At 72.3% G+C, this 1031-nt stretch carries 1 protein-coding gene; it reads right to left on the bottom strand.

Annotation, left to right across the window (positions count from 1 at the left end; translation table 11 throughout):
* Positions 1-1031: caspase family protein (locus tag BZL64_RS36395; RefSeq protein WP_208639599.1), on the bottom strand; the 1031-nt coding region annotated here is incomplete at both ends.

Below are 1031 nucleotides of genomic sequence, written 5' to 3'. Positions count from 1 at the left end.
GCCGACGGGTGGGCGGGGCGCGGCAGGGCGGGGTGCGCGGGCCGTGGGGACCTCGCCCATGCCTCGCTCGTGCCACAACTGCCGTGCTCTGCGCGCCACTTCACGGTCCCCGTCGGCGATCAGGCCGAGGAGGGATGCGCGGGCCGCCTCGCGGGTGGGTTCCCGGACGCTGCCCAGGAGTTGCTCGACGAGGTGGAGGGAGCCGATGCGCTTCCACGGCTGAGGGTCCAGCGCCGCCGCGCGCATCTCCGTCAGGCGGTCGATGTCCACGTGGCGGGGACTGCGGGCCAGGTAGATCGTGCCCTGGGCGTTGTCCACGCTGAGGGTGGGGGTCTGGCCGGCGATGCGGTTGCGTACCTGGTCGTGGACGTATTCGTAGAGCTCCTCGACAGAGACGAAGCCGTCACCGTCCAAGTCGGCGGAGCCGTCGCGCAGGCCGCCCACGACCGCCGAGGTGAACACGGACGGCTGGGCCGGGGCGCGGCTGTGTCGGACGTCGCGCTCACCCTCGTAGGCGTACTGGAGAGCCGTCGAGGCGGTCAGGACCACGCGGCCGTTGCCCGCGAACGGCTCGGCCACGTCCACCGTGGGCGTCCCGGCGTCCCGGCGCAGGGCGTTCATGGGGAACGCGCCGCTGTAGCAGCAGTCCAACAGGACGACGATCCGGCGGGAGCGGCTCGCGCCCATCCAGTCGCCGAGGACCTCCGCGGGGACGGCTGTCGAGCGGAGGTAGTCGAGTTCGGTGTCCCGCATGATGAAGTGCAGGCGGCCCCTGGTGTCCTTCCAGCCGTGCAGGGACAGATGGAGGAGGAGCAGGTCGTCGCGGGCCGCCTTGGTGAAGAACGATTCCAGGGCGCGCATCGCGGGGCGCTGCGGTACGTCGACGAGCGTCTCGACCTCGAAGTCGCCGATGCCGGGGGAGCCGAGCACCTCGGCGAGGGCGGCCGCGTCCGCGGTGGCCGCCGGGAGCGTGGCGAAGTGGTCGTCGTCGTAGACGCTGTTGGCGATGATCAGGGCGCGGTTCGCCACGG

Origin of the sequence: Streptomyces bobili, from assembly GCF_002154575.1 — a bacterium.
Classification (GTDB): Bacteria; Actinomycetota; Actinomycetes; order Streptomycetales; family Streptomycetaceae; genus Streptomyces; species Streptomyces bobili.
This window is presented reverse-complemented; position numbering and strand designations above follow the sequence as displayed.